The organism is Emergencia timonensis (genome assembly GCF_900086585.1).
GTDB lineage: Bacteria > Bacillota > Clostridia > Peptostreptococcales > Anaerovoracaceae > Senimuribacter > Senimuribacter timonensis.
In genome coordinates this window covers 1-25371 of the sequence record NZ_FLKM01000009.1, presented here as the reverse complement: position 1 = coordinate 25371, position 25371 = coordinate 1, and the positions used below count along the sequence as shown (strand labels likewise).

The 25371-nt window shown below is 42.7% G+C and carries 25 protein-coding genes, 1 tRNA gene and 1 rRNA gene; 8 read left to right on the top strand and 19 right to left on the bottom strand.

Going from position 1 to position 25371, the window contains the following annotated elements:
• The first annotated feature begins 317 nt into the window (after window positions 1–317).
• Window positions 318–1730, top strand: coding sequence for an alanine/glycine:cation symporter family protein (locus BN6539_RS11090; RefSeq protein ID WP_067538348.1), 1413 nt, complete (start codon window positions 318–320; stop codon window positions 1728–1730).
• A 48-nt stretch (window positions 1731–1778) separates the two neighbouring features.
• Here BN6539_RS11090 and BN6539_RS11085 read toward each other — a convergent pair whose 3' ends face one another.
• Genes BN6539_RS11085 through BN6539_RS11075 form a run of 3 tightly spaced genes read right to left on the bottom strand, consistent with a single transcriptional unit; the run spans window position 1779 to window position 3935 of the window.
• Window positions 1779–2408 (bottom strand): CatA-like O-acetyltransferase, encoded by a 630-nt coding sequence (locus BN6539_RS11085; RefSeq protein WP_067538345.1) that lies wholly within the window; start codon window positions 2406–2408, stop codon window positions 1779–1781.
• Between the two features lie 20 nt (window positions 2409–2428).
• Window positions 2429–3265 carry an arginase family protein gene (locus BN6539_RS11080; protein ID WP_067538342.1) on the bottom strand — a complete coding sequence of 279 codons (837 nt, stop codon included), beginning with the start codon at window positions 3263–3265 and terminating at the stop codon, window positions 2429–2431.
• A gap of 16 nt (window positions 3266–3281) precedes the next feature.
• Complete coding sequence (locus tag BN6539_RS11075; protein WP_067538338.1) at window positions 3282–3935, bottom strand: hypothetical protein; 654 nt, start codon at window positions 3933–3935, stop codon at window positions 3282–3284.
• Window positions 3936–4113: 178 nt separating this feature from the next.
• Here BN6539_RS11075 and BN6539_RS11070 point away from each other — a divergent pair, with 178 nt between their 5' ends.
• From BN6539_RS11070 to BN6539_RS11055, 4 genes are all read left to right on the top strand, one after another.
• Window positions 4114–5253: an aldo/keto reductase gene (locus BN6539_RS11070; protein ID WP_067538335.1), complete on the top strand. Its 1140-nt coding sequence runs from the start codon at window positions 4114–4116 to the stop codon at window positions 5251–5253.
• Window positions 5254–5258: 5 nt separating this feature from the next.
• Entirely contained in the window at window positions 5259–5843 is a 585-nt protein-coding gene (locus BN6539_RS11065; RefSeq protein ID WP_067538332.1) for a TetR/AcrR family transcriptional regulator, read from the top strand.
• A gap of 94 nt (window positions 5844–5937) precedes the next feature.
• Window positions 5938–7716, top strand: coding sequence for an oleate hydratase (locus BN6539_RS11060; RefSeq protein WP_067538329.1), 1779 nt, complete (start codon window positions 5938–5940; stop codon window positions 7714–7716).
• Between the two features lie 95 nt (window positions 7717–7811).
• On the top strand, window positions 7812–8285 hold the full coding sequence (locus BN6539_RS11055) for a metallophosphoesterase family protein (RefSeq protein ID WP_317870000.1): 474 nt from the start codon (window positions 7812–7814) through the stop codon (window positions 8283–8285).
• Between the two features lie 5 nt (window positions 8286–8290).
• Here BN6539_RS11055 and BN6539_RS11050 read toward each other — a convergent pair whose 3' ends face one another.
• The 7 genes from BN6539_RS11050 to BN6539_RS11025 form a co-directional block, all read right to left on the bottom strand.
• Complete coding sequence (locus tag BN6539_RS11050) at window positions 8291–8749, bottom strand: GNAT family N-acetyltransferase (RefSeq protein WP_067538322.1); 459 nt, start codon at window positions 8747–8749, stop codon at window positions 8291–8293.
• Window positions 8750–9018: 269 nt separating this feature from the next.
• The gene (locus BN6539_RS11045) at window positions 9019–10341 is read right to left on the bottom strand and encodes an IS4 family transposase (protein ID WP_067538319.1); all 1323 of its coding nucleotides are present in this window, start codon (window positions 10339–10341) and stop codon (window positions 9019–9021) included.
• A 226-nt stretch (window positions 10342–10567) separates the two neighbouring features.
• Window positions 10568–11674 carry a hypothetical protein gene (locus BN6539_RS11040; RefSeq protein WP_067538316.1) on the bottom strand — a complete coding sequence of 369 codons (1107 nt, stop codon included), beginning with the start codon at window positions 11672–11674 and terminating at the stop codon, window positions 10568–10570.
• 923 nt (window positions 11675–12597) lie between these two features.
• On the bottom strand, window positions 12598–12843 hold the full coding sequence (locus tag BN6539_RS11035; RefSeq protein ID WP_067538313.1) for a hypothetical protein: 246 nt from the start codon (window positions 12841–12843) through the stop codon (window positions 12598–12600).
• 74 nt (window positions 12844–12917) lie between these two features.
• Window positions 12918–13112, bottom strand: a complete 195-nt coding sequence (locus BN6539_RS22755; protein ID WP_207645096.1) for a hypothetical protein — start codon at window positions 13110–13112, stop codon at window positions 12918–12920.
• A gap of 477 nt (window positions 13113–13589) precedes the next feature.
• Window positions 13590–14090 (bottom strand): hypothetical protein, encoded by a 501-nt coding sequence (locus tag BN6539_RS11030; protein WP_067538310.1) that lies wholly within the window; start codon window positions 14088–14090, stop codon window positions 13590–13592.
• A gap of 505 nt (window positions 14091–14595) precedes the next feature.
• Window positions 14596–14672 (bottom strand) — tRNA-Arg (locus tag BN6539_RS11025).
• Window positions 14673–14878: 206 nt separating this feature from the next.
• On the opposite strand from BN6539_RS11025, the gene BN6539_RS11020 reads away from it, so the two are divergent.
• Together BN6539_RS11020 and BN6539_RS11015 are read left to right on the top strand one after the other, a co-directional pair.
• The gene (locus BN6539_RS11020) at window positions 14879–15307 is read left to right on the top strand and encodes a DUF4854 domain-containing protein (RefSeq protein ID WP_067538307.1); all 429 of its coding nucleotides are present in this window, start codon (window positions 14879–14881) and stop codon (window positions 15305–15307) included.
• Between the two features lie 95 nt (window positions 15308–15402).
• A complete protein-coding gene (locus BN6539_RS11015) occupies window positions 15403–15846 on the top strand; it encodes a DUF4854 domain-containing protein (protein ID WP_067538304.1) in 444 nt (147 codons plus the stop codon).
• A 47-nt stretch (window positions 15847–15893) separates the two neighbouring features.
• Here the strand turns inward: BN6539_RS11015 and BN6539_RS11010 are convergent, their stop codons facing one another.
• The gene (locus BN6539_RS11010; protein WP_067538301.1) at window positions 15894–17843 is read right to left on the bottom strand and encodes a fructose-bisphosphatase class III; all 1950 of its coding nucleotides are present in this window, start codon (window positions 17841–17843) and stop codon (window positions 15894–15896) included.
• Window positions 17844–17945: 102 nt separating this feature from the next.
• Between BN6539_RS11010 and spoIID the strand changes: the two genes are divergently transcribed.
• The gene (spoIID, locus tag BN6539_RS11005) at window positions 17946–18878 is read left to right on the top strand and encodes a stage II sporulation protein D (RefSeq protein ID WP_082907476.1); all 933 of its coding nucleotides are present in this window, start codon (window positions 17946–17948) and stop codon (window positions 18876–18878) included.
• A gap of 161 nt (window positions 18879–19039) precedes the next feature.
• Here the strand turns inward: spoIID and murA are convergent, their stop codons facing one another.
• The 8 genes from murA to rrf all read right to left on the bottom strand — a co-directional run bounded on the left by murA (window position 19040) and on the right by rrf (window position 25108).
• Window positions 19040–20305: a UDP-N-acetylglucosamine 1-carboxyvinyltransferase gene (gene murA, locus BN6539_RS11000; RefSeq protein WP_067538298.1), complete on the bottom strand. Its 1266-nt coding sequence runs from the start codon at window positions 20303–20305 to the stop codon at window positions 19040–19042.
• 374 nt (window positions 20306–20679) lie between these two features.
• Window positions 20680–20922, bottom strand: coding sequence for an AbrB/MazE/SpoVT family DNA-binding domain-containing protein (locus BN6539_RS10995; protein ID WP_067538295.1), 243 nt, complete (start codon window positions 20920–20922; stop codon window positions 20680–20682).
• A 27-nt stretch (window positions 20923–20949) separates the two neighbouring features.
• Window positions 20950–21303 carry a hypothetical protein gene (locus BN6539_RS10990; protein WP_067538288.1) on the bottom strand — a complete coding sequence of 118 codons (354 nt, stop codon included), beginning with the start codon at window positions 21301–21303 and terminating at the stop codon, window positions 20950–20952.
• A gap of 65 nt (window positions 21304–21368) precedes the next feature.
• Window positions 21369–22109: a tRNA1(Val) (adenine(37)-N6)-methyltransferase gene (locus BN6539_RS10985; RefSeq protein ID WP_067538286.1), complete on the bottom strand. Its 741-nt coding sequence runs from the start codon at window positions 22107–22109 to the stop codon at window positions 21369–21371.
• Between the two features lie 4 nt (window positions 22110–22113).
• Window positions 22114–23049, bottom strand: a complete 936-nt coding sequence (locus tag BN6539_RS10980) for a PSP1 domain-containing protein (RefSeq protein WP_067538284.1) — start codon at window positions 23047–23049, stop codon at window positions 22114–22116.
• Window positions 23050–23054: 5 nt separating this feature from the next.
• On the bottom strand, window positions 23055–23864 hold the full coding sequence (locus BN6539_RS10975) for a hypothetical protein (protein WP_067538282.1): 810 nt from the start codon (window positions 23862–23864) through the stop codon (window positions 23055–23057).
• Complete coding sequence (tmk, locus tag BN6539_RS10970) at window positions 23864–24493, bottom strand: dTMP kinase (RefSeq protein ID WP_067538280.1); 630 nt, start codon at window positions 24491–24493, stop codon at window positions 23864–23866. The genes BN6539_RS10975 and tmk overlap by 1 nt, the downstream gene beginning before the upstream one ends.
• A 498-nt stretch (window positions 24494–24991) precedes the next feature.
• A 5S ribosomal RNA gene (rrf, locus tag BN6539_RS10965) occupies window positions 24992–25108 on the bottom strand.
• Window positions 25109–25371: the final 263 nt, after the last annotated feature.

Sequence of the window (25371 nt, the reverse complement as noted above, 5' to 3'; positions counted from 1 at the left end):
AGGTGCGAAAGCGCTTTAAAGTGTCAAAATATATTTTTTTGTTGCCGAAAGGCTCGGCCAAATTTTCACTTTAATACACTATGAAAGCATGGACATCTTTTAGAACCAGATTATAAAAATAATTGCAGCTTGGACAATTTTTGCTTCAGATCTAATAATCGTTTGTACACACAAAAATACGTCCTCCGGACGAAATTCCTATATTATAAAAAACATTTCCATTTCTTGTAAATATATGATAAACTATTTGAATATTTATCTATTATCATGAATCATTACTTTTACGCAATAAAGGTAAAACAATGGAGGGGAATTATATGTTATCATTCATCGAAACGATCAACGGATACGTCAACGACTTTGTTTGGGGTGTCCCTGCGATGATCTGCATTCTGGGAGTGGGCCTCGTGCTAAGCTTTCGGACGCATTTCATCCAACTGCGAAAATTCGGCTATGCGCTGAAAAACACCATTGGCAGAGCGCTGCACAAAACAAAAGCGGCTGATGGCGCCACGACGCCGTTCCAATCGCTGTGCACCGCTTTGGCTGCTACTGTAGGCACGGGTAATATTGCCGGCGTCGCCGGCGCCATCGCCATCGGCGGTCCCGGAGCGATCTTCTGGATGTGGGTCTCTGCACTGTTTGGCATGTGCACCAAATTTTCCGAAGTCACCCTTGCAGTTCATTTCAGAGAAAAAAACAAAGACGGCGATTGGGTCGGCGGCCCGATGTATTACATCAAAAACGGCCTTTCTAAGAAATGGCACTGGCTGGCAGCCCTTTTCTCTGTCTTTGGTGTCCTGACCGTCTTCGGCACGGGCAATGCAACGCAAGTCAATACCATCATCGCTTCCATAGACTCTGCCTTGAGCAACTATCACGTCGTATCTGCCGATTCTATGGGCACAGTAAATTTGGTCTTGGGGATCATCCTTGCCGGTCTGGTCGCCTTAGTTCTGTTAGGCGGCATCAAACGAATCGGCAGCGTGACGGAAAAGCTGGTTCCCTTTATGGCCTTGCTCTATATTCTCATGGCGCTGGGTGTTGTCATTGTCAATTACAAAAATGTACCCGCCGTATTCGGTATGATCTTCAAGGGCGCTTTTGATCCGTCAGCCATCACAGGCGGTGTTGTTGGAACGGTTTTCATGAGCGTAAAAAAGGGAGTGTCCCGAGGTATTTTTTCTAATGAAGCGGGACTGGGAACAGGCTCGATTGCCCATGCCTCAGCTGATACCAAGTATCCTGTCCGCCAAGGGCTCTTCGGTATCTTCGAAGTTTTTGTAGACACCATCGTCATCTGCACATTGACTGCACTGATTATACTCTGCAGCGGTGCCGACTTTGAATACGGTGTTGCAGCAGGTGCTGAACTGACCATTTCCGGCTTCGTCGCCACCTATGGAGGCTGGGTATCAGTCTTTACGGCTGTAGCCATGTGCTGCTTTGCCTTCTCCACCATCCTGGGATGGGGATTATACGGTTCAAGATGTATCGAGTATTTATTCGGCACCAAAATCATCAAACCGTTTATGGTCGTATATTCGCTGGTTGCCATTATTGGGGCGACAGCCGACTTGGGATTAATCTGGGGTATAGCTGAAACCTTCAACGGTCTCATGGCAATACCGAACCTGATTGCCCTGTTCCTGTTAAGCGGTACCGTTGTGAAGCTTACAAAAGACTACTTTAATAAGTATGCCAATGCTCCTGACGCAAAAGCGAGTTAAAAAGGTTTTTCTATCGGAAAAAGTAAGAGGGCTGTATGTGACAGCCCTCTATTTTATTGCATCTAACGCTTTCTGCAATTCCTGGTAGAACATGCCCACGTGATAGCCGTCCATAAGCCCGTGATGAACTTGCACAGAGAAATTCAGCGTCGTTCTGCCCTGTTCATCTGTAGTATACTTGCCCCACGATAATTTGGGATTATTATCCTCACCATCTCTGATAATCGTCCGTACGAACTGAGTATAGTCAATCCATGGCATACAGGAAAAGCTAATCATATCGTGTCTGTGAAAGACAGTTTCCCTTCTATTATAGTACTGGTTGTCGGCTTTTTCTCTCAAGTCGCGGCAAAACTGCAGACGATCCTCTGTCACCATTCCTTCCAGCATGATGAACAGATCCTCCCCCTTTCTCATATGGGTTAAAAGCGGAACGTTGTGATCAATTCGCAGAATCTTATCTCCGTCGAAGCGGTAATGAAAGTTCTCTATTTTGTCAGCCGTCTGCGTCGCTATGTGTACTAGCGCAAAATAGAAAGATACCTGATTTGCTTTTGACCATTTGAGGAGTCCTGTCACATCTGTCCGCGCGCTGATGATGATGTAAGGCAGATCAGCGCCCTGATACTGCCTGAACAGATGGGCACGATTCCACGTCTCTAAATCTATTTCTCTCACACAAGTCCTCTTTCTAGCGTTTAAAGCTGTACGCCGATTTCAACAATTTTTTCTATGATTTCTGATCGGGGACTGTCTTCGGTTCCGCTGTATTCCAATAGACCGAGCCCGACAATGTGGCACTGCTCAGCAACAGCCAAAAGCATTTTGATAAAGGTCTGCGCTTTTAGTCCGTATGGTTCAGGAACCGGCGCATAGGGAAACTCTTCAGGATCGAGAGCGTCCAAATCAATATGGACATAGACAGATTGGTAGCCTTTATCCTTAAGACACTTTGCTGCCGCTGTGGGATCATCTTCAATTTCTTTCACCGAAAGAGAGACGATCCCCTCTTCATGAATATATCGTTCCTCTTCTGCATCCAAAGCCCGATTTGCACACATGACCAGCTGTTCCGGAGTAAGGGTCGACGGCAGATTTCTAACGATTTCCGCAGCGCTATCTCCCAGCAAGGCGCGCAGGGACATGCCGTAGAACAGCTTGCTATTTGACGACTCTGGCGTGTTTAAATCTCCATGGGCATCGATATAGAGCAGAGCCATATCTCCATCGGTAACGCTGTTTAAGTACGCCATAGCGCTCAGATCCGCATCGCAGCCGCCGCCGACGGTGAAAATGGTATCTGGTTTTTCCATTTTCAAAAGCTCGTTGATCTGCTTCATCTGCGCCAAAATTTCATCATAACCGAGAATGTCATTCTTGACAGGAGTGATGGGCTGATCGGTGATAACAGCCTGGGTCAATGCAAAACCCTGAAGATAGTTTTCCATCAGGGCAAAAGCGCCATGATAGATGCTGTAATCCTGTCCACTTCCCTGCCATTGGGGTACTGACAAATTTAAGTGTTTTTTACTCACCTTGTAACCTCCTTCATCATTTCGTTTCTTTTCTCTGCCTTCTCACAAAGGTACGCATAAAGAGCCACATTAAAGTGATTACGCTGTCCCAGAAAAGGTGGAAAGTCCACGGTGAAAAGTATTCATAATCATATCCGCTGTCCTCTTTGTATTCCAAAATGTCTCCTTGATAGCAAATATCCTTGTACAGCAAAGGCAGCAGGTCATCCGGCTTGTAGCGGTACAGTGGCTTGGGAATATCATAACTCAGAGCCTTCAAAATGAACATGGCAAATTCAATGCAGGAGAAAGCCTTATATGTGCTAAACCCTCTCGAAACAGGGTAGGACAAAACTGACAGCAGATTGTATATGTATTCTTTGTCTGCATAAATCTGTTCAATGGTATTTTTCACCCATAAATACTGCCGCATTGTCACGTCTATTTTAAAGATTACCACATTGACGGTCTGTTCTTTCCCTAATGTGTAACGGTGAACATTTTCTTTCACCAGGCGCGCAAGCAAAACTGCCTTATGCTTGGGCCGGGCAAAGGCGTACAGCTGTTCCAGCTCCTCGTCGAGGGCAACGGCCGCATGGTTGTAATGGGTCTTGCCAAATTTGCGGACAAGACGGGCAAATCTTGTATTGGTCTGGGAAATCATGATGTATATGCTCTTTGTTTTATTCATACTTTCGTCTTACTTTCTGATTTAAATTTATCTCCCTTTCATTATACACTGTTTTCCTCTATAATTGGACAAAATATTTCGCGGATTCCCCCTCGTGAACCAAGTTTCAGAAGCAAGCCTATTTACCCGCACAAAACTATCATGTATAATGGCTTTATACTGAAGGAGGTACCTACATATGAACTATACAGAATTCAAGGACAAAAAAATATCCCGTCTCGGATTCGGCACCATGCGTCTGCCCATGGACGACCAGGGAAAAATCGACTACGCTGCTGGACAGGAAATGATCGATTACGCTTTAGCCAACGGCATCAATTACATCGATACCGCCTACAAATATCACGAAGGTGAATCAGAAGATTTTGTAGGGGCTGCCTTGGCCAAACACCAGCGAACCAGCTACTATTTAGCTGACAAACTGCCCACCTGGCTTTGCAGCACCGAAGATGATGCGGGTAAAATCTTCGAAGGCCAGCTTTCAAAGTGCAGAACAGATTACTTTGACTTTTATCTGCTGCACAGTTTGGACGAGGAAAGCTGGCCGAACGTGCCGCGCCTGCACATGATCGAATACCTGCGGGAAGAAAAGGCGGCGGGACGCATCCGTCACCTGGGCGCATCCTTTCACTGCGGCCCTGATCTTTTGAGACAGGTTCTCACTGACTATGGTCAGGATTTGGAATTTATCCAGCTCCAGCTCAACTATATGGATTGGGATTTGTATGGAGCGAAAGAACTATATCAAATTGCCAGAGAATTTGATACCCCTGTCGTCGTCATGGAGCCTCTGCGCGGCGGCATGTTGGCTAACCCTCTCAGCGAAACAGCCCGGAAAGTGCTGGACGGTACCGATACTGGCGCCAGCTACGCCTCCTATGCACTGCGCTTTATCAACGAACTGCCTGGTATCCTCTGCACCCTTTCCGGCATGTCAACACTGGCGCAGATGAAGGAAAATATCGAGATCTTTAATGGCCCGGCTATGATTGACAAGGAAAAGGAAGCGATATCAGAAGCCGTCAAAGTCCTTCAAGCGGATATTCTGGTGCCCTGCACCGGTTGTAATTACTGTTACGAATGTCCTTCCGGCGTCAAAATCCCGGAGATCTTCAAGATGTACAATGAAGCTGCCAGCAAAGGTTTTCACTGGATTTGGGGGTCCCTTTCCGGTCAATACAACAAATGTACGCCAAATGCAAAAGACTGCATTGAATGCGGCGCCTGCGAGTCTCACTGTCCACAGAAGATCAGCATCATAGACAAGCTGAAAGAGATTGATGCCAAGTACGCACAGTTGGCTGAGATGGGAGAATAAACTTCATGGCGCAGATGACGAAAAATGCCCTGGCTGACTCCTTAAAAACTCTTTTGGAAACCCGGACTGTGGACAAAATCACAATCTCAGATATCACGGAACACTGCGGCGTCAATCGGATGACCTTTTACTATCATTTCCAGGATATCTACGATCTGTTAGAGTGGTCCTGGATTCGTGAAGCCAACAAGGTTCTCAACGGAAAAAAGACTTACAATACCTGGCAGCAAGGGTTTCTGCAGATTTTTAACGCAGTTTCGGACAACAAACAGATTGTCATGAATATCTATCACTCCGTAAACAGAGAGCAGATTGAAATTTATCTTTACAAATTAACCTACGATCTTTTGATTGGTGTTATTGAGGAAAATGCCGCCGGTCTGGAGGTGAGAGATGACGATAAAAAGTTTATTGCCGATTTTTACAAATACGCCTTTGTCGGTCTGATTTTAGATTGGATTAAGAACGGAATGAAAGCAGATCCATTGCAAATCATAGAACGACTGGCTGTGCTCCTCCAGGGCGACATCAAAAAGGCGCTCAGTAGGTTTAGAACAAACAAAACTTATCAAACAGCAGCCGATGATTAATTTTTTATCATCGGCTGTTTTTTGTTGATTGCCGCCTCAGTTAAAGTGATTTATTCTAAGACCATCGAATAAAGATAATTGAGGAGGTAATCAAATGTATTACGCAAGTGGAAATTATGAAGCTTTTGCACACCCTGTAAAACCAGAAGGTGTGGACAATAAATCAGCTTATATCGTTGGTTCCGGTCTGGCCGCTTTGACGGCAGCCTGCTATTTGGTCCGCGACGGCCAGATGAAAGGCGAACACATACACATCTTAGAGAAAGAGGCTCTGCCGGGCGGCGCCTGTGACGGCTATAAATTTGACAATGTGGGCTATGTCATGAGAGGCGGACGTGAAATGGATAACCATTTTGAATGTATGTGGGATTTATTCCGCTCCATTCCGTCAATCGAAACTGAAGGGGTCAGCGTACTGGATGAATATTACTGGCTCAACAAAAAAGATCCGAATTATTCTCTGATGCGCGCCACTATAAATCGTGGAGAGGATGCCCATACCGACGGTAAATTCGGGCTGTCAGACAAAGGGGCGATGGAAATCATGCAGCTTTTCTTCACTCCCGATGAAAAACTCTACGACAAGCGCATCGATGAAATCTTTGACGAGGAAGTCCTGAGCTCCAACTTCTGGCTCTATTGGCGCACCATGTTCGCGTTTGAGAACTGGCACAGTGCGCTGGAAATGAAACTCTATATCCGCAGGTATATCCATCACGTAGGCGGTCTTCCTGATTTCAGAGCGCTGAGATTTACAAAATACAATCAATACGAATCCATGATTCTGCCTATGATTAAATATTTGGAATCCTATAATGTGCAGTTCCACTATCACACGAAGGTAGTTAACGTAGAATTTGATATCCAACCGGATAAAAAAGCTGCAAAGCGTATCGATATTCTCTTCGAAGGCAAAGAAGACTCCATCGATCTCACTGAAGAGGATCTGGTCTTTATCACCAACGGCGGCTGTGTGGAGAATTCCTCCATCGGCTCCCAGAATACCTCTGCTCCGTTTAACAGCAAAATAAAAGAAGGCGGCGGCTGGGATATGTGGCGGAAAATCGCAGCACAGGATTCAGCCTTTGGCAACCCCGACAAGTTCTGCTACGATCCGGAAAAGAGTAACTGGATGTCAGCAACGGTGACGACCCTCGATCAGAGAATTGTGCCTTACATCAAAGACATCTGTAAACGCGACCCATTCAGCGGAAAGGTCGTAACTGGCGGCATCGTCACAGTCAAAGATTCCAACTGGCTCTTGAGCTGGACTTTCAACAGACAGCCGCAATTCCGCACGCAGCCAAAGGATCAGCTTGTAGGCTGGATTTACGGGCTGTTCAGCGACAAGGCGGGAAACTTTGTCAAGAAACCGATGCGCGAGTGCACAGGAAAAGAGATCTGCATGGAATGGCTGTATCACCTGGGCGTGCCAGAAGCCGAAATCGAAGAGATGGCGGAAAACAGCGCCAACACGGTTCCCTGCATGATGCCTTATATCACAGCCTTCTTTATGCCTCGTGCCGCCGGCGACAGGCCAGAGGTGGTGCCAGAAGGCAGTGTCAATTTCGCATTTCTCGGACAGTTTGTTGAGACAAAGCGCGACACCATCTTTACGACAGAATATTCCATGCGTACTGGCATGGAGGCTGTCTACACCCTTTTGGACATCGACCGGGGTGTTCCTGAAGTCTGGGGCAGCGTCTACGATATCCGCGACCTGCTCAACGCCACTGTACAGCTGAGGGATGGCAAAAAGATTACCGAAATGGAAGGTCTGGGATTTAAAGAAAAGCTGGCCCTAAGAGAAGTGCTGAAGAAAATTGAAGGCACTGATATAGAAAAGTTATTGAAAGAATATAAAGTGATATAAAAAAAAGACCTGTTGCTCAGATTGTGCGACAGGTCTTTTTTGGGTATAATAATAGCAGAATAAATCGACAAAAGAAGCTAAAATCTAGGAGCATAATGATGAAAATAGCTGTATTATCTGATACTCATGGGCTTTTGCGCCCAGAGGTTGTCGAGATCATTAAAACATGTGATGTGGTTCTTCATAGCGGCGACATCGATACAGAGGATCTCTTTAACCAACTGTCAGCCCTGGCGCCGCTCTATATCGTCAGAGGGAATAATGATAAGGAATGGGCGGATCAACTCCCTCTAACTTTACGCTTTCAGTTAGACGGCATTCGCTTTTTTATGGTTCATGACAAAAAGGACCTCCCCCCAGATCTGTCTGAAATAGACGTGGTTATTTTTGGTCATTCCCATCAATATAAAGAGGAGAGAAAAAACGGTCTTTTCTATCTCAATCCTGGAAGCTGCGGAAAGCGCCGTTTTCGTCTCGATATAACCATGGCCGTTCTGGAGACAAACGGCAGTGAATTTCAAGTTAAACGGATAAGTCTCATCACTGCATCAGATAAAATCATCCCTTAACATTTCTATTTAAGACCTAAATCCACCTCCATAAAAACATCCGACATTACAAAGCAGCTTGGCACACGGTCGACATAGCAAAATCCCATTTCTTGATACAGATGCAAAGCTGATGAAAGCTGATGGTTAGAACAAAGAGTCAGCTTTTTCTTCCCCTCAGCCTTAGCAGCATGAATGGCCTCACGCATCAGCTTGCGCCCGATGCCTCTGCCCTGGTAGATTTCTCGAACGCCAAATTTAAGGACTTCACAAGATTCGCCGTGGTTTTCCAGCATGACCATGCCGGAAATCTCACCATCCTCCTCCTGCGCAAGAAAGATATGCCCATCCTTCTCCAAGATTCTTTCTGGGTATTTCAGCATTTCTATGTCAACTTCTTCTAATATGTCGTATTTGTTTAACCATTCCAATGAAATCTCCAAAATTGCATCCTGATATTGTGTTTCATATTCTATGATTTTCATCTGACTGCCCCCCTTATTCAAGTAATATCTGCCGCCTCACATCTATAATACAATAGTATAATCCTTTTCTCAGTTCACCGCTATATCAAAGATGAAAAAGACAGGCGGTTGGGCAATGTCATTAAGTTAGTGGAAAGTAAAAAAAGACTTCATACTAAAAAAAGTATGGGGTCTTTTTACTTTAGCAAAATCAAATCCGCATACTCGTTTTACGGCATGCCAAAAAAGCCACACAGATGGCAGAAAAACCAGTATGCAGATGCCCGGATTTATGATATCCTGTAAATGAAGTTGATTGCTATTCTTGAATGTGATTTTCTCTCAAAGCTGCGGTCTTTCCGTATTGGTATTACGGATTTTAACAATAACCGATAAGCGGAATGTGGGGAAATCTGATTTAGGAATAGCTTTCTGCATATTAGGACCGCTTTTGCCGCATTGACCTTATATGGATATTTCCTGCTTGAGTGCGTGCTGCAAAGTCCTTCTGATACAACCGCCACAATATTGAAAAAAGCCAATCTTGAAAAAAGTTCCTGCAGCACCAGGTCTTTTCTGACAGAATGGAAGTAAATCATCCCCACATTGTATTTCAATGTTCTGAATGAGGTTTCAATTCCCCAGCGCATAGCATAAAGCTTTTTCAGTTCCAATGCTGGAAATTCACTTGCCGAGAGGTTTGTTACTACGGTTTCGTATTGGCCATGTGTAATTTTAAATCTCACCACCCTAAAAGGAATCCGGTAAAAAGCGGCATCCTGGGTATATTCTGAGCGTAGGGGAAGATAATCCAGTCTTGAATTAGGCGGTATATACCGATAATGATTTCTATCCTCAAAAAGTTCTTTCGTCTTCTTCGAGGCTTTCCTTGTCATCTGCAGATCGATATCGAGATCAAATTCTTCATCGCCAGGAAGATCAAGTCTGCTGATGATTCCGCCTTTATCGATGTCCCGCACCCGTATCAGGTAGAGCCAGCGCTTTTCCTGCAGATGTGCCATTATATTGCAGGACTCATATCCACGGTCTGCAGTTAAAATGGCCCGCGTTATCCGAGAGCGGTCCACCATTTGATTCAACGCTTCATGTTCGGCAAATTTGAGTCTGTCCTGTACCACGGCGTCCTGATAAGTATTGGATAAAATATCGTAAAGGGCATTAAGATGGACAAGGTTATATGGTTTCTGCCCATTGGTGCCGGGGAAAAATGTGTCCGTATCATTAGGATTTGTAGGGATTTGCACATCACTTCCGTCAGCGGCTAAAAGCCTGTACCCCCGATAAGATTTTGCCTCCTGATGCAGGGTTATGGTGGCGTTAAACAGTTCCCCGAAAGCACTTTGTTTAATCTTTGCCCGTTGCTGCAAATATGCAGACACAGTGGGCACATCCATATTACGGGGAAAATATTCCAAAATCTCAGAGAAGAGGGTTCCGCCGTGCATACAGACAACGGACATCATACAGTCAGAAAAAGAAATTTTTCTGCTGCGGGTAAAGTCCTTTGCAGGACAATGCACATGGTTTTCTTTGCTTGCGTCAATTTGTTTGATGCAAGACCCGATTTTCTGGTAAATACTATCGATTTTCATAATGTAACCTCCTTGTAATTTTGTTTGATTTGAATGATCTACTAATTACAAGGGCCGCTTTTACCATCGTTTCTTTGCTGGTAAAAGCGGCCGCACATTTTGCGAGGTTTGTCAATAGCCTAAAGAAAAAAAAAACCCATACTTTTTTTAGTATGAAGTCTTTTTTTACTTTCCACTAACTTAATGACATTGGCCGGTTGGGCCTGTCTCTTTTGTGTATCTTTATTTAACTCCAAACATTCAGTCTGATAGGAATATAACGATTATACGAGTCACCTCCGTTTACTGTCGGACTTGGGGTCTTGCCTGTAAGCTGGTTAAAAGTATACATTCCCGTAAATTTCTTTTGTCCTGCATAGGTTCCCTCTTGAACGGTCTCTTCATTTGGAATCCATGATGTCGACCAGTTAGAGGCTATCTTCTTTTCAGTTGCATCCGCATCCTTCTTATATTTTCTAAATCCTGTCTGTTCAATACAATTAACATAACTTGCTTCAGGATCAACCTGTGTCTTTGCTGTATCTGTATATACGATATGAACGCCTGTAACCAGACGCACATGTCCACTGCTACCTCTAAACAGCAGTGCATCACCTGGTTTTATCTTCGCATATACTTCGCTGTATATGTCCTTACCTGCCCCATAATTACCTGCTGCAGAAAGAGCATCAACTACATTTCTAGTATTAGCCGCCGTTTTTTTATTATATTTCCCATAATCTCCTACTACTTTGAGAAAATCGCCTGTATAGGTGTCTGTACTTTCTCTTACGGCATCGTTAAACATGTTTTCTGTTGTATAAATTGCATGGTTTGTATTAGTTCTCTTCAGGAAATTACTTGATGCACTATTATTTCCTGTTCCTTTCCTCCATGCAAATGCAACCGATGAAGCACAGTCCGTTCCATGAACCGATCGATAAGTTATACCATCATCAATGAGCGTTTTATTGCCAAAGTTTAGCGTAAAAGTTCCTGATGGAAAACTATATTCCCTATCAACCTGGGAATAAGGTATTCCTTTACGTGTAATTACGCCATTTGCCGATTTCCCATCTTTATATTTATACAACTTGACCTCTGATGCTTTGGTTAATGCGCCTCCTGATTGCAAGGTGCAATAATACAAAGTCTCAGGAAGCGTCCATGTCATTTGCGACATTATTGTCATCTTATCACATGCATCAGAACGTGGAATTGATGCCACAGTCTCTATTCCACCATCGTTCACTTTATACGTCCCTGCGAAAGATGGTTCCAGAAACATTGTCATTGTCAGTACACAAAGCATTGCAAAAACGCATATCTTTTTCATTAACGTCCTCTTCTTCATTTTTTTCTCCTTTCGAACAACACGATAGGCAGTAGCTGATTGAATAATATCATCCCTTTATTTCTAGAATATACTAAAAACAATGCGTTGTCTGTATTAAATTTGCAATAAATTATAGTTATTTCGCAACAAAGGTGGTGCTTATTTTTAGCCATTACATATATAAAAAGGAACGTATAATGCATGGTGCGCCATGAGGGACTCGAACCCCCAACCTTCGCATGGTCTTGATGTAATTATGCTAATGTTTGAATTTCAACTATATCCAATATTATGTTGAAATTTCAACACTTATGTTCTGTTATTAGTGTTTACTATCTTGTACTGTTTTATCGTGATTTAGAGTCTGATATGGCAAGTTTTGTTGTAAAAATGGTGTAACTTTTTATAAATGAATCTTAGATATATCAATAGGTACAAGCTTTTTTATAGTAGGGAAATATTTATAAACTTCAGAAAATTATCTTTATGACCTAAAGTATTTTGCCGTTTTTCGTACAGCCTTTATAACCTAATATTTGCAATGCCTTAAGTTTTATGAAGTTCTGCTATATGTGTACGGATATCAGGTTTTGACAGGTTTTTTATTACGCCAATGTTGGGTTTTGTAGGGTTTATTCTATGTTAGCAAATGTTAGCATCTCCTATTACAATCAAAAACCATCATACTTTTACAACGTTCGCCGTTATGTTGTTTTGTACAACGCTTTACAACATCGTTAAAATGTGCAATTTAGCCGTTTTTTGCGTGCGTTACCTTTCAAAACGTTGCTATTCGTCGGTTTTGTACCATAACAATTCTTAACATTTCTCTTGACAATTTGGGGAGGGAAAAGGTACACTCAGAGTGTGAATTAAGGGTGTACCTGATACTACCCCAAATAGTCCTCTGATATGTGCATTACTGCTTTATCTGAGGGCTTTTAATTTTCTACAATCTCTTCACTCCGTTCCTTTGACATTTGTTCATAGGTGTCATCTCTTAATTTCGCCATCTTATTTGAAAAGCAGAACGCGAACTTTCCAAAAGCATCAAAAGCCCAATCAAAGGATTCAGGTGTTGTCTCTCCACGAAAGATTGCTTGAAAAAAGACTTCCTGTATGCTGTTTATTGTTCTGGCATCATAACTAAGTTCTTCAATCGTAGAAGCAATTTCACTGATTTTCACTAGTTTATACCTCCTTTCTTTTTGCTAAGACAAGTGCTATACATACTAGTACGAGTATGTATAGTTTTTAGGGACTATTTGCTATCCCCTAAAAACTCTTCAACGGCATCAAGAATTACTTTTCTCTGAGATATACCTGTTTTTTCGCACTTCTCTTTAAATCTAATTGCGGTTTCTTTGGGTATATCTGCTACAATTCTTTTATAAACTTTCTCGTTATATCGCCGTTTCACCTCTGTACTTGTCTTAGTTTTTGTTATTGCAACCACTTCCTTTCAGTGGTATAATAGGAACAGAAAGAAGACCGTTGAAAACGGTTAGCTATGTTTAGTTAAAAAATAACCGCACACTTGCTACGGAGGCGGTTATTTTTTTATGGTTATCGTAATCCTTACCCTTTTGATGGTAATCGTCACTCTTATCATAAAGCGTCTCCTTCCTTCTAATCGCCATACCTTTTGATGTCAAGACGCTAACCGCTTTCGTTCCTATTCTGTTCCTATATCCTTTCGGACAAGTCCATCATATCATACTCGTACTACTACGTCAATTGTTTCTGTAGAATACAACTAACCTTAAATGAAATTTCCAGGCTGCGGTATCGTTTTTTTGGTGCAATGGTATCAGAAACGATACTAAGATTTAGAATTAAATTATAAGTCAGTATCAAAGCTGATACCTGTCAGTGCAAGTTTTGATATGTAGACTTGATTACAAAATCGTTACCCCTTATATATTACCATATACTATGCATTACTAGTGGTTTTTAAATATTCATCAAACTTACGCCTAGTGCCTAAGGAATCACTGGCAAAGTAACCAAGTAATTTCGCAACATTGACGAGATATTTATTGCCCGCCTTTCTACTTGGAACATACCCCTCTGTGACGGTTTTTCTGATGCGATACTTTGTTATAGCCGTATCAGGGTCTTGTTCTTTAATTTCTTTATATGCTCCCTCTATTGTACGCATCTTATCCATTTTAGGAAGATAATCTTCGACTATGCTCATAAAAAGTTGTTGAATTTTATATCGTCGAAATCCTCGTTCTTCTTTTTCCTGAAGAGCCTGTATATAAAATCTGACTACCATAGATAATACATCTTCAACCGTAAATTCTCCTTCAGGAAATGGGGCAAACGTCATATCCAAAAAAGGTTTAAGACTCGGCTTTTTTTTAAGTTCTGTAATCATTTCATCATAATGACTCATAATATATGTGATTTTATCCTCATTAGGCCACATACTTGTAAAATCTTCGCATTAACTTATTTATGGATTGAAGTGCAGACGTAGGGCAATCAAGGCTGTTATAGAGCTTCTGTAATGCTGATGCAGCGACGTATTCGAGAGGGAGATGATAAATATCAGAGTGCTAAATATTATATCAATGTATCTGCAAATGAGAAGAAAAAAGCGGTGGAATTACTTTCGGGGATAATTAGGAAAGAAGGCTAATCGGCAGAGAGATGTTGTAAAAATGGTGTAACAAATGATTTCTTAGTTAAATACGAGCAAAACAAAACCCTGTAATCGTTGCAATTACAGGGTTTTTGGTGCGCCATGAGGGACTTTATGGACGCTTCGCATCCATCGGCCTTGCCTCCCCTTTCGGTCGGCTGCGCCCCGCTCTCTATTCGCCAGCTCACCGGGCTGGCTCATTTCACGTTCGCGCCCTTTCGGGTTCGAGTCCCCTTTTCGTCATTCGCACATAAAAATATCCCAACACCTGATGGTATTGGGATATTTTTGGTGCGCCATGAGGGACTCGAACCCCCAACCTTCGCATTCGTAGTGCGCGACTCTATCCAATTGAGCTAATGGCGCATGTACTTGTTATTTAATTCGTACTATATTATTATATATAAAACAAGTAAATTTGTCAAAGGTTATTTGTAAATTTTTAAAATATGGTTAATTTATGGTTATTGGGTATACGAAATAAATTCCAGCTAGAAAAAAGTCTTGTAAAAAACCTGTCCCAAATTTATAATATGAATACAATTATATTTATATACAAAGGAGAAAGTAATATGAAGAAAAGAAATACTAAGACTTTGCTGACAAGTGTCGTTCTCGTACTAACCTTGTCTGTAATGGCTTTACTTACCGGCTGCGGAGGTCCGTCAACTTTAGAAGAGTATATTAATGACAATAATGAAGCAAAACAAGAGCTAGAAAAGTTAAATCAGTCCTCACAGAAAGGGATGGATGTATCTACAAAAGTTAAAGAAAACACTATTATTTACACATTTAAATATGATAAGACTTTTACTGACAAAGAAAAAGGCGCAATGGCGGAGTATTTTGAAAAATATCTAGACACAGCCGCTAGTACCTTCCAATCTATTGCAAAAGAAATGGAGGAAAAATCAGAGATTAAGGGTGTAAAGGTTCGTATAACCTATAAGAATGGCGATGATTCGGAGATTTACAACAGAGAATTTGATGCAGGTAAATAATGAAGGATTTAAATAGAAACGGCACTATTGGCAATTTTGTAAGAAAAATCTGGTAATATTGAACGTATCATTATTTATACAAAGGAGAAAGCGATATGAAGAAAAGAACACCAAAAGTTGTATTAACCAGCCTAATGTTGATACTGACCCTATCAGTCATGGCACTGCTCACCGGATGTGGTGGAACACCAACACTTGAGGAATATATTAACGATAATCCAAAAGAGCAGGAGGCGATGGATTCGGAACTTGACAAAGCCAATGTAACCCTTGCACAATCAGGAATGAGCGCGACGATAGACATCAAAGAAAACCAGGTAATCTATACACTTAAGCTCGGGGATATGTACAAAGGCGAGGATATGAATGCAATCAAAGAGTACCTTGAGCAATACTTAGAAACATTGTCATCAAACTATGAGACTTTGGCAGACACACTGGAAAAAGAAACAAAAATTGAAGGCGTTACGGTTCGGGTAGTCTGCGTAGACCCTAACGATGAAGAAATCTGCAGAAAAGATTACAAACCAAGCAAATAAACTAACAAAAGCAAGGCGCCGACAAGCACCTTGCTTTTTTCTTGCTTTTAATACTGTTCTTTGATAATACCCTTGCGATACGCCTCTACCAGTTGTTTTATGTTATCCACTTGCTCTACCAATTCAACGCCCTGGTCAGTATCGAGAACCATCATCCTCTCAGGCAGCACCTCCACCGTCTTTACGACCGGAGACTGGAACTCCTGCGTTCCATCTTCTTTTAATGGTTTATACGGCTTGTGTTCAGCCAAGGCCATAAACCTGGAGTTGAAGATAAATGTATACCCTGCAATTCCAGTCTGCTTCTGGTAAGCTTTGGAAATTCCTCCGTCGATGACATACAATAGACCGCCTCCTTTGATCGGACTCTCCCCGTCCTTGATTTTGACGGGTACGTGACCGTTGAGAATCTTCGAACGGGACGGATCCAATCCGAACTCGCGGAGAATCTTTTCACAAGGACCTCTTTCCTTAATCAACTTGTAATACGGTCTTACATGCTCCTTGTGAGAAGCTTTGTCAGCGATGAACAGTCTTTCAAAGGTGGTCATTTTATCTTTGCCGAAAAGCGGCGAGTTGCCGCCCAGCCAGAGATACCACATCAAATCCCCCAGCCTGCCGCTTTCCTTGGCCTCTGAAGGAGAAAAATAAGCTTTTCTTACCTGATCATCCAGATAATCCATCAGTCCTTTCCCTTTGTAACGGCTGCCGTTAATTTCGACCTCTTCAAACTCCCCTTCATCGGTCATTGGAATACAGCCGTGGTACAACAGATTCCCGTTTGCTTTAGTATATAACGCACCATGACTGTATAAGAACCTGATGTGTTCCTGCAGCTTATCAGAATTCAAAATCGAAGCCTCCAGAGAGTTCATGACCTCCTGCTCTTCTTCTGTGAATGCATAGGGGTTTTCTGGATCGACAGTGGGGAAGTTGGTATCACGCAGTGGATAAACGTTCCCTTCCACCGTTACCGTCCCCTCCTGCCAGTTGATCTTATCGAGCAGCAGTCGCTGATCCAGCTTGTATTCAGGATGGGCCATAATGCGCTGCCCCTCCGCTTTAAACTGGCAGATAGCGATGGCCTTATGCATCTTGGCAGTCAGCTTCTCATCGATAGGGTCGTATTGGTTTCTGTCGAGAATATGGGGTGCAAAGAATTCGCAAGGATCGTTGCCGTAAACTTTCTCTGCAAAGACTGCCAGCGGCCTTAGATTGATTCCATAGCCGATTTCCAGCATGTCAAAATTATTATAGCTGATATTCATTCTCAGGATATTGGCAATACACGCCCAGTTGCCGGTGGCTGCTCCCATCCATACGATGTCATGATTTCCCCATTGAAAATCCACATCGTGATAATTCATCAAGAAGTCCATGATCGTATCAGGGTGAGCGCCCCTGTCGAAGATATCACCTATGATATGTAGATGATCCACAGCCAGATTGCTGATGGCGTCGGCCATTTCAATGATGAAATCTTCTGCAATGCCGGACTCCACTACCGTACTGATAATGGCGCTGTAATAGTGAGCCCTGTTTTCTTCGTCGTCTGCGTGGAGCAGCTCATCCATGGCATAATCCAAATGCTTAGGCAGCCTTCTCCTCACCTTTGATCTCGTATATTTGGTTGAAACTGATTTGCAGATGGTGACTAGACGATAAATCACCGTCGTACACCATTTGTTAAAATCCCCTTCCCCCTTCTTTCTTCTATTTATTTCAGCTTGCGGGTTATAAATCAGCGCTGCCAGATCGTCTCGGTCTGACTCGCTGAGTACTCCGCCATAATGTTCGTCTATTTTGCTCTTAATCGTACCCGAAGCGCTCTTCAACATATGGATAAACGCCTCGTGCTCCCCATGAAGGTCACTTAAGAAATACTCTGTTCCCTTTGGCAATGCAAGGATTGCACTCAAATTGATAATTTCAGCTGTAGCTGCTTTGACGTTGGGATAGTCTTTTGAAAGCAGTTCCAGGAATTTAATATCAGCCATTTATACTTCCTTTCGTTTGAATAAATCATTGTCCATTTAATTATATACTTTTACGTCTATTTTGTCCACATCAGCATAAACTAAAGCAGGAGGATAAGCTTTATGTTTCACCAAAGAAAAATCAATATGCGTCATGTGGCAATTTACATAGCGAGTATGCTGTTCCTCGTCGTACTTCTGCCTTATGTCAGCATCAAATTATTCCCCAGCCTCGTCGAACACGAAGACGGTATCGCCTATAAAGGCGAAATACCCAAGACAGTGAAGGTCTACATCACTGAGAAAAAGAAATATGAGACCATTCCCTTTGAAAAATACGTCCAAGGTGTCACCGCCTCAGAAATGCCCTCTGCCTTTGAACCTGAAGCGCTGAAAGCGCAGTCTGTAGCCAGCCGTACGTATGCTTTGGGGCGTATCAATTCAGGTGCAAAATTATGCGACACCGTACATTGTCAGGTATATAGAAGCGATAATATCTCTGCCAAGGTCAAAGACGCGGTAAACGAAACAAAAGGCCAGGTGCTTTTATATGACGGTAAGCTGGCATCCCACGCACTTTACTTTGCCTCCAGCGCCGGTAAGACCGAAAACTCGGAAGAAGTGTTCTCCGGCTCCTTTCCTTATCTCGTCAGCGTATCCAGTTCTTATGAACCGGGCGCCACGCATAAAAAGGAAAAGCAGACCATGTCTATCAGCACATTTTCCTCCAAAATAAAGGAGCATATGCCAGAACTCAATTTCGGCAAGATTAAACGCTCAAATATTCGAATCAAGTCTCACTCTAAGGGCGGGAGAGTAAAATCCATCAAAGTAGGCCAGAAAATCATCTCTGGGGCCGATGTGAGAAGTGCGTTAGGACTTTATTCGGCAAGGTTCAAAATATCCTTCAAAGGGCAAAAAATTACGATTACCAGCAGCGGTTCAGGCCACGGTGTAGGTATGAGTCAATATGGAGCCAACGGCCTGGCTAAAAAGGGCAAAGATTATAAAGAAATACTGACTCATTATTATAAGGGAACGACGGTTAGCAAGTAAAAAACGAGTGCATAACGGAGCGTCGCTCCTATGCACTCATGTCGCCCACAAGGGGCGACGCTTCGTAAGGTACGTTCTTTGAAACATACGGAAATACGTCCTTCGGACAATATTTCCTATGTTATAAAAAGCAGACCGTATCCGGTCTGCTCGTTTATCCGTTAATCTTCCAGCCTGAGGATATTTGCTCCTAAAGCTCTGAATTTTTCCACAAATTTCTCGTATCCACGTTCTATGTGGTAAATTTCGGAAATCTCTGTAGTTCCCTGCGCTACTAATCCTGCAAGAACTAGTGCCGCCCCAGCTCTTAGATCAGTCGCAATCACTTGGGCGCCTTCCAGCATTTTTCCGCCTTGAATCATCGCACGATTGCCTTCCGTTTTGATGTTGGCCCCCATACGGTTTAGTTCTGCAACATGCATGAATCTGTTTTCAAAAACAGTTTCGATAACATTGCTAGAACCCTCTACCGTTGTCAGGAAAGCCATAAACGGAGACTGTATGTCTGTAGGGAAACCCGGATAGGGAAGCGTCTTGATATCCGTCGCAGCCAAATCTCGGTCATCTGCTAACACATACATGCCTTCGTCCGACATCTCTACGGTAACGCCGCATTCACGGAGTTTGGCTGTAATCGGTTTCACATGATCTGGAACCACATTTCTAATGAGCATCTGTCCGTGAGTAATTGCTGCCGCCAGCATAAATGTACCAGTTTCAATTCTGTCTGGAATAACCGTATGTTCAGAGCCTCTTAAATGCTCTACCCCTTCGATTTTGATGGTATCTGTACCAGCACCTTTGATCCTTGCGCCCATTTTATTGAGAAAATTTGCAAGGTCGACAATTTCCGGTTCTTCCGCTGCATTTTCGATGTAGGTTGTTCCCTTGGCTAGCACAGCGGCAGTCATAATATTTTCTGTCGCTCCTACACTTGGAAAGTCCAAATAGATGCTGCTTCCAATGAGTCCTTCTTCACCTGCAACTGCTTCTACGTAATTGTCTTTTACAATGATCTCCGCACCTAAGGCTTCAAATCCTTTTAAGTGCAAATCGATTGGTCTGGCGCCGATTGTACATCCTCCGGGGGAATGAACCTTTGCTCTTCCAACTCTCGCAAGCAAAGGCCCCATCACTAAAAAGGACGCTCTCATTTTGCTAACCAAGTCAAAATCTGCCTCGTTGCTCAGGATTTCTTTTGTTTCTATCTCAATTACTGATTCTTCTATTTCTTTAATTTTGGAACCAAGAGACTTTAAGATTTCTTTCATGACATCTACGTCACGAAGTGCCGGCACGTCTCTGATTACACATTTGTCCTCTGCCAAAATGGCAGCTGCCATCAACGGAAGTACTGCGTTTTTTGCGCCACTGATTACTACTTCTCCATTTAATGGCTCACTTTTCTGAACTAAAAATTTCGCCACTTCTCTCCTCCATTAGCTATTATACCATGACACTTCCTCTAAAATTAGAATCGGATGTCATGATTCAATGAACGCTTCCTTGCAGCAACGCTGTTAAAATCGTGCGTTCATTATACCATGACTCTTCCTCTGAAATTAGAATCGTGCGTCATGATTCAATAGTTCCTACCTTACGGCAACGCCGGAAGATCCTGGAACTATTATATCATGAATATTCCTATAAAATACCACCAAATTCATGATTCAATGATTCCGACCTTAGAATGATGCTGAAAGACGATGGAATCATCATATTAATAGTATACTAATTATTCCCCTTTATTTCAACAAAAGATGAAAAAAAGCCTGGCTGTTCAGGCTTTTTTGCTAACAATTTATAACTTCTTCATTTCCTCGATACACTTAGAACAAACTGTCTTGCCATGGATAAGCTTTACATCATTTACTTCACCGCAGAATACACACGATGGTTCATACTTCTTCAGCATGATGTACTGGCCATCTACAAAAATTTCTAAAGAATCCTCTGTTTTAATTCCTAAATTTCTTCTAAGTTCTACTGGTATTACCACTCTTCCGAGGGCATCCACTGGTCTTACAATCCCTGTTGCTTTCATAACAAAACTCCTTTCAAACCGAATACACTACTTTTTTCTCTTTTGGGCGGTCTCTCCATCATCCGCATCTTTCTTAAAGATTGCGACCAAAGAGCCAATTGCCTTTACTATATTAGAAAGGGCGCCAACGAAGTTCTGCTGCCCCTTCACGGCTTGCGACAAATCAGAAACTGCCGACTGCACGTCGTCAACAATTGCATCAACTTGTGTCGCCTTGTCTGCCGCAATCCCAGATATGACTGAAGTATCCGCCAATATCTTATTCGTTTCCTTTATTGTCTTAATCAGGTTCTTTGCCAACAAAGTAAGATAAATGACCAAAATAATGAGTGCAATGAACAGCAGGTAAATTAATGCTGATTTTACATTGATTGTTATCATAGTCAGAACCTCCTTATCCCGTCTATGGAGTATTATACCGTTTTTACCATATAATAGCAACCGTTTCAAGGTAATTTCTCATATAATTTTAGAATTTCTTGTGAATAACTTCCATCTTCATTATGTACAAATAATGGGTCTAATATGCGTAATTCCGGATTCCCATACTTTGTACAGTGAATTAATATGATGTTCGATTTCTCAAAAGGTTTGCCACTGACGAAACAGAGTTCTTTGGGCTCAAGATGGTGCCTCCTGCAGCTGGTGCAGATGTCCACCAAGCGCGTCGGCCTATGAACCATGTAGAAGTCCCCTTTGTCCCTGAGCAAAACTGATGCGGTCCTAACAAAATCGTCTAAAGACGCGGTTGTCTCATGTCTGGCAATGGACTTCGCTTTGTTGCTGCTCTCTATACCGCCTGCGCCAGCTGTATAAGGAGGATTTGAAGTGACCACGTCAAAGGTCCCTTTCCCATTTCCTCTGCCAAACCCTTTGACGTCGCTGTGGAAAAAACGAAGCCGATCTGTCAAGTTGTTGTATTCTGCATTTTTTACGGCTATCTGCCAGGAATTTTTCTGTACTTCAATACCGCCTATAAAGTCTGCTTCCGTTTTGTGGGAGAGAATCAGAGGTACAATCCCTGTACCAGTCCCCAGATCCATGATTTTGCATTGGCGCCGCTTTTTAGCTGCTGCTTCAGCCGCAAAGCCTGCCAACAAAACCGCATCCACTCCATAACAAAATTCCTCTGGATTTTGAAAGATCTTCAGGCTTCCAAATCCGGTCTCATCCAGACGTAAATTCATATTGCTATTCCTTTATTAATTCTTTCAACTCGTCGATATACTCCTCATCGACTTCTTCCAGAATATTGTTGGTATTCGTATTACTATTATTATGTTTCTTGTGCTGTCCCAATCTCTTAATTTCATCTTTTTTGTAAGTATAAATATCAGTTCCCAGCTTCTGTTCACCGTCGTCGTCTTTTTCATTGGTATATAGTCTGACTTTGACCTTACTCTCCAGTATATTGGTGTCCACTACTTTTCCCATGCCGTCTTTGGTCTTTACTTTTTCTCCATGGTCAGGCAGGCCCTTGCGCAGTTCCATATATACATCGTTTTCATACTTTAAACAGCACATCAGTCTTCCGCAGATACCCGATATTTTGGTCGGGTTGAGAGGAAGATTCTGCACCTTAGCCATTTTGATAGAAACCGGCTCAAAGTCAGAAAGCCATGTGCTGCAGCAAAGGCTTTTGCCGCAGGAACCGATCCCTCCCAGCATTTTCGCTTCATCTCTGACGCCAATCTGTCTCAGCTCAATTCTCATCTTAAATACACTGGCCAAATCTTTTACCAGCTCTCTAAAGTCGACTCTCCCATCTGCCGTGAAATAGAAAATAATCTTATTGTTGTCAAAAGTATATTCAACGTCGATCAGTTTCATCTCTAATCCATGTTTTTCAATTTTTTCCTGACAAAGGTTTAAGGCCTTAGACTTTTTTTTCTCATTCTCTTCGTGACGCTTTTCGTCCTCTTCGCCTGCGATTCTGACAATCTTCTTCAGCGGCTGTACCACGTCGTCTTCCTTAATCTCTGTTATCTCCATTGTAACCGTGCCAAACTCCAGTCCTCTGGCGGTTTCTACGATTACATTGTCATTTAATTTTACTTCAAACTGATCGGGATCAAAGTAATATACTTTTCCGGCATTCTTAAACCTTACCCCTGCTACTCTTACCATCTATTTTATCCTCCAATTTTCAGAATTAAATTTCTGATTGCATATTTATAGTTTACGTTAGCCAGCAAGTCTCTTCTCGCTTCCTCTACGTATCTTACATTCTCAATAATTTTTTCTTTTCTCATCGCCCCGGTGTCGTCTCCTGCCATGTCTCCGCTAAACAGCCTCTCAAGACCATCTAACAGCATAAAGGCTTCCTTTCGGTCTTTCACGCCTTTGGTCAGCGTTTCCTTCAAATCACAGAAATAGCAGCCTTCTAAGACCATGTCTATGATTTTCTGCGCAAAGGCCAGCTTGTCGTTTTGATTACTTTGTACAAAATTCCCCAAACGATAGATGATACAGCGAGACGTAATCGTCTGCAGTAAATTCTCCGTATTCTCTGAGAGCAAAATGATAATGGTTCCCGGATTGGGTTCTTCCAAAGTCTTCAGCAATCTGTTTTGCGCCCTTGGCGTCATAGAGTCTGCCCCTTCTATAATGGCAATATTTCGATTGCCGGCAGAGGGTTTATTCTTTAGATTTTCCTGCAGTCCAGAAACTGCAGCATCCTTTAGAGATAACTCGTCTGCCCGCAGAATGTACATATCTTCATAATTATCATGGTCAATCTTCCGGCAGTTTACACATCTGTCACATCCGAACCCCGGTTCCTCCAAGCAGAGGACGGCTTTGATAAAGTCCTTAGCAAAGGCCTCTTTGTCGATACAGCTGTCACCTTCAATGATATATGCATGAGAAACGTTGGCATTTATAATTGCCTTGCTGATTCTTTCGATCAGCCTTTTATATTCATTATAGTCTCGTAATGACATTAAAAACCTCTGTCGTTTAAAATTTTTTCGATTCGCCTAAGGATGTCTTTCTTTATAGAAAGCTTATCTCTCGCCGCGTCAATTTCTGCAAATCGCGCCGGATAGAACCTGGCGATTTCTCTGTATCCCGCATAAACTCTGTTGTGAAATTCAATCTTTTCTTGTTCCAGCCTATCCTGGCTTTCTGATTTAATCCTCGACTTTCCAATCTCAGGAGAAATCTCCATCAAAAAAGTCAAATCCGGCATGCATCCGTCTACAGCAAGCTCATTGATAACGCGCACTGCATCGCCAAGTTTTCTGCCATATCCCTGATAGGCAATACTAGAATCGATAAACCGGTCACAGACTACGACTTTTCCTGCTTCTAATGATGGTTTTATCAGTTGATTTACGTGTTGAGCTCTCGAAGCTGCATAGAGCAGCGCTTCAGTCATATCACACATCTCGCAGTTTCCTTTGTCCAAAATGATATCTCGAAGCTTTTCTCCAATCTCTGTCCCACCAGGTTCTCTGGTAAGCACCGTTTCAATCCCCTTACCATGAAAGTATTCTCTTAAATATTCTATTTGCGTTGACTTTCCTGAACCATCTGGTCCCTCCAAAGTGATAAAAAGTCCTTTGTCCATAATGTATCTCCTAATGCTTGTTTGTGGCATCATCAACGATTTTTGTAAAAAGATATGTTACAACATAAGCGAGCGGGCAACAGAGCAGTACACAAAATATCACTTTTAAAAACAGCATCATTTAACTATACCTCCCTTTCACCCAAAATAATCAAATTAATTTCATTCAATGGTTCTTACCTTGCGACAACGTCGTAAAATCATAGAACCATTATACCGCGTGCATTCCTCTATATATACAATCGCAGCATGCGATTCAATGGTTCTTACTTTGCGGCAACGCCGTAAAATCGTAGAACCATTATACCGCGTGCATTCCTCTATATATACAATCGCAGCATGCGATTCAATGGTTCTTACTTTGCGGCAACGCCGTAAAATCGTAGAACCATTATACCATAAATACACCTTTGAGAAAAGTAGAGATTCAAGTGTTCTGGTTATGCGGCCGTTAGCACGAAAAAAGCAAGCCACGAATGTAGCTTGCTTCTTTAAGAAAACCGGCAACGTCCTACTTTCCCAGGCGGCTGCCCGCCAAGTATCATCAGCGCTGGGGAGCTTAACTGCTGTGTTCGAGATGGGAACAGGTGTGCCCTCCCCGCTGTTGTCACCGGATTTCTCTCTGCCGGTTATCTGCCCGCCCTGCTGCGCTGCCGCCTTCCTCCGCCTCGTTTATGTACCGTCAGTACATGCACTCGCCGTCATCGGCTGCCTCACACCATGCCATGCAGATCCCTCCGCAGATATTCTGTTTCTGAGGATACCCTCAATACTGAACAACGTCTATCCTACCTACACTCTCCTTGAAACCACTGGTCAAGTGCTCGACCTATTAGTACCGGTCAGCTCCGCATGTTGCCATGCTTCCACCTCCGGCC

Coding starts and splice junctions, on each gene's coding strand:
- spoIID (WP_082907476.1), top strand. CDS start 17,946: ATGTTTCACCAAAGAAAAATCAATATGCGTCATGTGGCAATTTACATA.
- BN6539_RS10975 (WP_067538282.1), bottom strand. CDS start 23,864: ATGTCATTACGAGACTATAATGAATATAAAAGGCTGATCGAAAGAATC.
- BN6539_RS11060 (WP_067538329.1), top strand. CDS start 5,938: ATGTATTACGCAAGTGGAAATTATGAAGCTTTTGCACACCCTGTAAAA.
- BN6539_RS11065 (WP_067538332.1), top strand. CDS start 5,259: ATGGCGCAGATGACGAAAAATGCCCTGGCTGACTCCTTAAAAACTCTT.
- BN6539_RS11045 (WP_067538319.1), bottom strand. CDS start 10,341: ATGAAAATCGATAGTATTTACCAGAAAATCGGGTCTTGCATCAAACAA.
- BN6539_RS11040 (WP_067538316.1), bottom strand. CDS start 11,674: ATGAAGAAGAGGACGTTAATGAAAAAGATATGCGTTTTTGCAATGCTT.
- BN6539_RS11030 (WP_067538310.1), bottom strand. CDS start 14,090: ATGTGGCCTAATGAGGATAAAATCACATATATTATGAGTCATTATGAT.
- BN6539_RS11090 (WP_067538348.1), top strand. CDS start 318: ATGTTATCATTCATCGAAACGATCAACGGATACGTCAACGACTTTGTT.
- BN6539_RS11070 (WP_067538335.1), top strand. CDS start 4,114: ATGAACTATACAGAATTCAAGGACAAAAAAATATCCCGTCTCGGATTC.
- BN6539_RS11015 (WP_067538304.1), top strand. CDS start 15,403: ATGAAGAAAAGAACACCAAAAGTTGTATTAACCAGCCTAATGTTGATA.
- tmk (WP_067538280.1), bottom strand. CDS start 24,493: ATGGACAAAGGACTTTTTATCACTTTGGAGGGACCAGATGGTTCAGGA.
- BN6539_RS11055 (WP_317870000.1), top strand. CDS start 7,812: ATGATGAAAATAGCTGTATTATCTGATACTCATGGGCTTTTGCGCCCA.
- BN6539_RS10985 (WP_067538286.1), bottom strand. CDS start 22,109: ATGAATTTACGTCTGGATGAGACCGGATTTGGAAGCCTGAAGATCTTT.
- BN6539_RS11075 (WP_067538338.1), bottom strand. CDS start 3,935: ATGAATAAAACAAAGAGCATATACATCATGATTTCCCAGACCAATACA.
- BN6539_RS10990 (WP_067538288.1), bottom strand. CDS start 21,303: ATGATAACAATCAATGTAAAATCAGCATTAATTTACCTGCTGTTCATT.
- BN6539_RS10980 (WP_067538284.1), bottom strand. CDS start 23,049: ATGGTAAGAGTAGCAGGGGTAAGGTTTAAGAATGCCGGAAAAGTATAT.
- BN6539_RS11010 (WP_067538301.1), bottom strand. CDS start 17,843: ATGGCTGATATTAAATTCCTGGAACTGCTTTCAAAAGACTATCCCAAC.
- BN6539_RS10995 (WP_067538295.1), bottom strand. CDS start 20,922: ATGAAAGCAACAGGGATTGTAAGACCAGTGGATGCCCTCGGAAGAGTG.
- BN6539_RS11020 (WP_067538307.1), top strand. CDS start 14,879: ATGAAGAAAAGAAATACTAAGACTTTGCTGACAAGTGTCGTTCTCGTA.
- BN6539_RS11050 (WP_067538322.1), bottom strand. CDS start 8,749: ATGAAAATCATAGAATATGAAACACAATATCAGGATGCAATTTTGGAG.